This window comes from Salinisphaera dokdonensis CL-ES53 (assembly GCF_040361215.1).
Classification (GTDB): domain Bacteria; phylum Pseudomonadota; class Gammaproteobacteria; order Nevskiales; family Salinisphaeraceae; genus Salinisphaera; species Salinisphaera dokdonensis.
Genome location: NZ_APND01000011.1, coordinates 1 through 5,763, shown reverse-complemented (window position 1 = coordinate 5,763; position 5,763 = coordinate 1). Strand labels below are relative to the sequence as shown.

Annotated in this window: 9 protein-coding genes; 6 read left to right on the top strand and 3 right to left on the bottom strand. The window is 58.2% G+C overall.

Features of this window, described 5'->3' with window-relative positions; translation table 11 throughout:
* Positions 1–12: 12 nt before the first annotated feature.
* From lspA to lnt, 3 genes are all read right to left on the bottom strand, one after another.
* Complete coding sequence (gene lspA, locus SADO_RS17170) at positions 13–492, bottom strand: signal peptidase II (protein WP_353113652.1); 480 nt, start codon at positions 490–492, stop codon at positions 13–15.
* A 76-nt stretch (positions 493–568) separates the two neighbouring features.
* Complete coding sequence (locus SADO_RS17165) at positions 569–1,198, bottom strand: cation diffusion facilitator family transporter (RefSeq protein ID WP_209064972.1); 630 nt, start codon at positions 1,196–1,198, stop codon at positions 569–571.
* 82 nt (positions 1,199–1,280) lie between these two features.
* The gene (gene lnt, locus SADO_RS17160) at positions 1,281–2,774 is read right to left on the bottom strand and encodes an apolipoprotein N-acyltransferase (RefSeq protein WP_353113649.1); all 1,494 of its coding nucleotides are present in this window, start codon (positions 2,772–2,774) and stop codon (positions 1,281–1,283) included.
* Between the two features lie 148 nt (positions 2,775–2,922).
* On the opposite strand from lnt, the gene SADO_RS17155 reads away from it, so the two are divergent.
* From SADO_RS17155 to SADO_RS17130, 6 genes are all read left to right on the top strand, one after another.
* Positions 2,923–3,330, top strand: a complete 408-nt coding sequence (locus SADO_RS17155) for a MerR family transcriptional regulator (RefSeq protein WP_353113647.1) — start codon at positions 2,923–2,925, stop codon at positions 3,328–3,330.
* Between the two features lie 700 nt (positions 3,331–4,030).
* On the top strand, positions 4,031–4,432 hold the full coding sequence (gene merR / locus SADO_RS17150) for a mercury resistance transcriptional regulator MerR (protein ID WP_209064976.1): 402 nt from the start codon (positions 4,031–4,033) through the stop codon (positions 4,430–4,432).
* An 88-nt stretch (positions 4,433–4,520) separates the two neighbouring features.
* Complete coding sequence (locus SADO_RS17145) at positions 4,521–4,883, top strand: mercuric transporter MerT family protein (protein WP_209064978.1); 363 nt, start codon at positions 4,521–4,523, stop codon at positions 4,881–4,883.
* 12 nt (positions 4,884–4,895) lie between these two features.
* Positions 4,896–5,195, top strand: coding sequence for a cation transporter (locus SADO_RS17140; protein WP_348767511.1), 300 nt, complete (start codon positions 4,896–4,898; stop codon positions 5,193–5,195).
* Between the two features lie 6 nt (positions 5,196–5,201).
* Positions 5,202–5,414, top strand: a complete 213-nt coding sequence (gene merF / locus SADO_RS17135) for a mercury resistance system transport protein MerF (protein WP_209064980.1) — start codon at positions 5,202–5,204, stop codon at positions 5,412–5,414.
* A gap of 22 nt (positions 5,415–5,436) precedes the next feature.
* Positions 5,437–5,763, top strand: a 327-nt coding sequence (locus SADO_RS17130) for a cation transporter (RefSeq protein WP_353113644.1), incomplete at its 3' end; no start/stop codon positions are given.

Here is a 5,763-nt window from a genome sequence, read left to right as displayed (position 1 = left end):
CGGCCGATACGCTCAGTTGCCGTATTTTCTATGCGCCCAGATCAGTAATGCGGCTCCCGTTGTAATCCAGACATCGGCCAGGTTGAATGCGGGCCAGTGGTACTGTGCGTAGTGGAAATCGAGAAAGTCGACCACATGGCCGCGTAGCAGGCGATCCATCAAGTTGCCCAGTGCACCGCCTAAAATCGCACTGAATGCTATTCCTTGACCTTTCGAAGCCACCCCGCTCCACAGCCAGCCCAGCAGCATGACCGATATGACAATGGCTACACCGATCAGGAATCCCCGCTGCCAACCACCCGCATCGGCCAGAAAGCTGAATGCGGCACCTGTATTGTGTAGATGGATCCAGCTAAAAAACTCTGTGACGGCTCTGCGCTCACCATAGGCGAGATAGGTGCCGGCCGCGTACTTGGTTGCTTGATCCAGAAGCAGCATCACGAGGGATAATCCCAACCAACGCAGCCTGTCGGCCGGGCTAGAACTTTTCAGCGTGTCCTCCCCTATCGTCACCCCCGCAGACACAAGCTATGCTTCCTGTTTGCACCGCGCGAAGATATCGCCATGTTCAAGTGCTTTCCGAGGACGGTGATTCCTGAAGCTCGTCTCGCGTTTGGCGCGCGTCCTTCAGGATGCGGATACCGCCGCGTAACACGATAAAACCAACGACCAAACCGATAATGAGATCGGGGTACCGCGTGTCGAAGTAGTAGACCAGCGCGCCACCGACAATGACGCCGATATTGGCGATTACATCGTTGGCCGAAAATATCCAGCTCGCGCGCATGTGCACATCGCCTTGTCGGTGGCGGGCGATGATAAGCAAACAGGTTGTGTTTGCCACGAGTGCCGCCGCGCCCATCAGCATCATGTAGCTGGGCTCGGGATTGCTGCCCATCAGGGTTCGCCGAACCACCTCACCCACGGCGAACAGCGCGAGCAGTATTTGCACGACGCCGCCGATGGAAGCGGCGCGCGCCTTGTGATGGGCGGCGCGCCCCACCGCATACAGCCCCGCAGAATAAACGGCCGCATCAGCGAAGTTGTCGAGCGAGTCGGCGATCAAGGCGGTCGAGCCGCCTAGCAAACCAATCCCGAACTCAGCTAGAAACATGACGCCGTTGATCGCCAACAGCCAGTAGAGCGCCTTTTGTTGGGCCTGGTCTTTGGCCTCGAATTCACAGCCGCAATCGGCCATCCCGTGTTCCCTCCACCAGCGCAATCATGCGCCAAACTCTGTTGGATATAAGACGACGATAAAACCTCTAGCGACTAAAGGGTCAAGCACTCAGCGAGACTGAATTTCGTTTGTCTCTTTTTCCTACCCCAACGAGCACGACCAGTGCGATCCCGACGACAGCCAGCACCGGTTTGTCCTGCCAGCGGACGTAGGGCGTGGTCCCCGTACGCGGGGTGACCTCTGCCTGCAAAACAGTCGGCTCGAACTGAGGCGCGCGCGCCAGCAGTTGACCGTTGTGATCGATTACCGCCGTGAGCCCGGTATTGGTGGATCGGACAAGCGGGCGCCCAGTTTCAACGGCGCGCATTTGGGTAATTTGCAGGTGTTGATGCGGCCCTAGGGAGTCTCCGAACCACGCGTCGTTACTCAGATTGACCAACAACTGCGCGGTTGGGAGCAGGTCAGTGACTTCAGCGCCGAACACCACATCAAAGCAAATCAATGCGCCGATGGGCATGCCGGAGGCATATAGTAGTTGTGGCTGCTGGCCTGCCCTGAAGTCTTCAAGCGGTGCGCCCAGAATATTCAACCATGGGCCCACAAATCGACGCAGTGGGACGTATTCACCGAAGGGCACCAGATGCCGTTTGTAATAGAACTGACTTGGGCGAGCCAGGCTCACTGCAGAATTGTATGCTTCGCCCTGGCGTGTACGCATGGGGATACCCAGCATAAGGGTCGATCCGCGCTCGCCGAGGCGTACTTGAAGTCGGTCTAGATATTCAGAGGTTTGATCGAACCACGCCGGCACGGCGGTTTCCGGCCAGACTATAAGGTCCGTTCCAGCGTATGGCTGTGTCAGTGCCCTATAGCGCCTCAAAGTGAACGCCAGCGCTCCTGACTCCCATTTCCTGTCTTGTTCCACATTCCCCTGCACAAGCGCAATGGACAGTGGCTTGGCTACTACCGGCTCGGTCCATTCACGATCAAGCAATGAAATGCCAAGCAATAGCGCCACCAGTGCGCCGCTTGTGATTCCCAGGCGCCGCAAGCTCAAACGAAGAATCATCCACGCAAGGCCCCCCGCCATAACGGTCACCACAAAGCTCACGCCCAGCACGCCAAATACGGGTGCGATCGCGGCAAGCGGCGTGCCGATCTGGCTGTAACCTAAAAAAAGCCAAGGAAAACCGGTCAGGAACCAGAGCCGGACCCATTCGCTCAGTACCCATGCCGCTGGCAAACCAAACCATAGAGCAACGCCATTCATCCGGGCGGATAAGGTGCGCACGAGAAATACCACTGACCACGGGAACAAGGCCAAGAGGGCTACAAAGCCTACCGTGACGAGCATGGCTGCTACGGGTCCGCTGCCATAGCGATCGATGCTGATAAACACCCATGAAACGCCTACACCGAAGTAACCCAACCCGAAGAAGTAGCTTGCACACAGCGCAGCACGTTTTGGTAGGCGCACGGCCAACAGGAATAGAACCGCCGGCGACAGCACGGCCAGCCAATACCAACCTAACGGCGCGAAAGCGAGCGGCAAAGCGGCGCCAGCGAGCAACGCCAGACCATAGACCACGAGCATGATTGGGAGTGCTGAGACGTTGTGCGCCGACATGCGGTTGATCGAAGCTCGGTTGCACAAAGGATATTCCTACGCTTTAGTTGCCAGCGTGCTGCAACAGCCACACACTAAGTCCTCGAGCTACTAGAGCTTCAAGCGCGAGAAGGTTATGACGCAATCCGATCTACGGATTGGCGATCTCGCCCGACACACGGGCGTAGGTGTAGCCACGATTCGTTACTATGGCGACGTAGGCCTGCTACCGGAAGCAGGCCGTAGCGAGGGCGGCCAGCGCCACTACCGCCCTTCACATGTCGAACGGCTCATGTTCATCAAGCACTGCCGGGAACTGGGCTTCAGCCAAGACAATGTACGCATGCTGCTGACGCAAGCCGATCAGAGTGATGCCTCCTGTGAAGACGTCGCTCGACTCGCTAAAGAGCATCTCGAAGCCGTGCGTAAGAAGCTTACGGCCTTGCAGGCGTTGGAAATGTCGTTGGAGGATATGATTCATGCCTGCCGCGGTGGTCGAATCCAGAATTGCCGCATCATCGAAGCTTTAGCGGCCAATGAATAACGTTACCGATAGGCTGCGGGCGCGCGTCGCTGCTTAACGTACGATTTTCCCGTTTCGTGTTTTGACCCAAACAAAGTCGATGAACGGCGGAAAAGACAATCACGTTTTCATCAGATCGATTCTTTTCTAGTTTGTATTGTCGCTCGGCGACTTGGGTGGAGCCGTTCTTTTGCACAGAGGCGCCGCCGGTACGGCGCAGGCGCTAACCTACATCCGGCAGAGTGGCACTCGGCGGCGTTTCTCGGCGGCCGATAAAAGCGTCTCAAGACGTTTTTCAAGCACTCTCTACCGGGGCACGTCGGTTAGGGAACTCGGAATAGCTAATCGCGCGAGGCCGGCTATCGACCTAAAGTGGACCATCCCAGTCAGCGATCGGCACCCACGCCAAGCCTTTCAAAAATGACTTGACGGGCAGTCGTATCAGGCACCCTTAATTCGATGTGGTTTGATGCCCAGCGAAACAGGTGCTCGGCGGCGACGCTCGACAGGATTTGCTCATTCAGTGGATACAGTCGCCAATGGTTCAAACCGTATCGGTCACCCACTACAGGCAAGCATGAGCCTCCACCAAGATTTACCAGCACCGACTCGGCCCGGTTTGAACTTGCACCGCCCGCGACTGGATAGGCGCTGGTGACGGCGCATCGAGTATGTCTTGTTGCTACCGTATTTACGCGTGGCAAATTGAACCTGAAACGACATGGCTGAGACTGGACTAACGATCGGAAAACTCGCGGCGGCCGCCGGCGTAAATCTGCAAACTGTGCGCTATTACCAGCGACGCGGATTGATCGATCAGCCGCCCAAACCGTCCACTGGCTACCGTCGCTATCCGCGCGCGACCGTTGACCGCATTCGTTTCATCAAGCGCGCGCAGGGCTTGGGGTTCAGCCTTGACGAAATCGGCGACTTGCTGATTTTGGGTGACGGTCATTGCGATGACGTACGCCGCGTTGCGGAAAATCAGCGCGCGCTGGTGGCAGCCCGCATCGCCGATCTGGCCGCAATGCAAGACACGCTGGATGGGCTGATCGATCGCTGCCGGAACGCGCAAGTGTCCAATCATTGTCCGCTGATCGAGACGCTGTCCCGCCGCGACTGAAATAACTCAGCCAGCCCTTGACACGGTACCTGAGTACCGCGTTTAAGCTGCGCTTCGTCCGATTATCGAACCGGCACGGAGCCTTTTCATGAACGACCCCACGACCGCGACCGGTCGCACCACCTGGGCCCAGATCGGCGCCGTACTCGCCGCGGTCGGGGCTTCCCTGTGCTGTGTAGCGCCGGTGTTGTTGATATCGATTGGTGTCGGCGGCGCTTGGATGAGTTCGCTCACTGCACTGGAACCGTATCGGCCGATATTCGTCGTCATTACGCTGGCGCTGCTGATTTTTGCCGGTTGGCGGCTGTATCGCCGCGAGCCGAGTTGCGATTCCGATACAGCGTGCGCACGACCCGCGGTCAAGCGCCGTCAGCGCCTCATCTTCTGGCTGCTCGCATTACTCGTCACGGCACTGCTCACCTTTCCCTGGTACGCGCCGGCTTTTCTCTAAGGAACGATCGTCATGGTTCGAAAACAACGCATGATTCTAGTGGCCACCATGCTGCTGGTGGGCACGGTCTGGATACAAGGCGCTTTTGCGGCGGCTGAAAGGACCGTAACGCTTGCGGTGGGTCATATGACCTGCGCGACCTGTCCCTTTGTGGTGCGCAAGGCGCTCCAGCAGGTCGACGGCGTCGACACGGTGCGCGTGGACTACGAGTCCAAGACCGCCACGGTCGCCTTCGATCCGAAGATTGCTTCGGTCTCGGACTTAACCGCGGCCACGACCCGCGCTGGCTATCCGTCCGAGCCAACGGAGTAACACCACATGGGCCGCAATAAAAAGCTGTTCAGTGTGGGCATTGCAGGCACCGTCATCGCGGCGCTGTGCTGTTTCACGCCGGTGCTGGTGATCCTGTTCGGCGTCGTCGGTCTTTCTGCGCTGGTGGGCTATTTGGACTATGTGCTGCTGCCCGCGCTGGCCTTTTTCCTGGGGCTGACGATCTACGCCGTTTATCGGCGTAAGAAAATGGCCTGCTAAACCCGACCGATCCGGAACCGAAATGAAACGCATACTCGCTATTCACGGCATGACCTGCGCGCACTGCGCCCAAAGGGTCGAGGACGCGCTCAATGCACTTCCTAGCGCAAGCGCTGTGGTGTCCTATGCCGAGCGCCGTGCCGAAGTCCAATTGGATGACGGCACAGATGAAACCACGCTGATCGAAGCGGTACAGGCCCAAGGCTACGATGCCCGCAACTGGGACGACGAATCTTCGCTTGCCCAGTCTTCACGGGTCGCGGGAGAAGACGAAAACCGCCATATCGCGATCGTTGGCAGTGGCAGCGGCGCGTTCGCGGCTGCCATCCGCGCCGTTGAGGCAGGGGCA